Source organism: Bradyrhizobium sp. S69 (assembly GCF_009766005.1).
GTDB lineage: Bacteria > Pseudomonadota > Alphaproteobacteria > Rhizobiales > Xanthobacteraceae > Bradyrhizobium.
In genome coordinates this window covers 1-333 of record NZ_LMUK01000035.1, presented here as the reverse complement: position 1 = coordinate 333, position 333 = coordinate 1, and the positions used below count along the sequence as shown (strand labels likewise).

Here is a 333-nt window from a genome sequence, read left to right as displayed (position 1 = left end):
CGGCCTCAAGGGCACGGCGAAATTGTTCGGCGAGCGGGTTTCGCTGTTCTACTATTTGCTGCGGCGTCCGCTGGCCGCGGCGCGACAATTCGTGGGCCTGTGATGAGCGTGGCCGCGGCGGCCGGCGCTGCAAAGGGCCTATTGCCATTGCGCGAGGAGATCGCGATCTTTCCGGGCCCCGCGGCGCTCGACGGCTCGCCGAGCTGGACGCTGCATGACCCCTCCAGCAATCGTTTTTATCGTCTCGGCTGGCGCGAATTCGAATTGCTGTCGCGCTGGGACAGCGGTTCGGCCGCGGCATTGACCGCGCGGGTCGAAGCCGAGACCACGCTC

The 333-nt window shown here is 66.7% G+C and carries 1 protein-coding gene; it reads left to right on the top strand.

Annotated features, from left to right (window positions below):
* Positions 1–102: 102 nt before the first annotated feature.
* Positions 103–333, top strand: a 231-nt coding sequence (locus GSQ88_RS35240) for a hypothetical protein (protein WP_210253810.1), incomplete at its 3' end; no start/stop codon positions are given.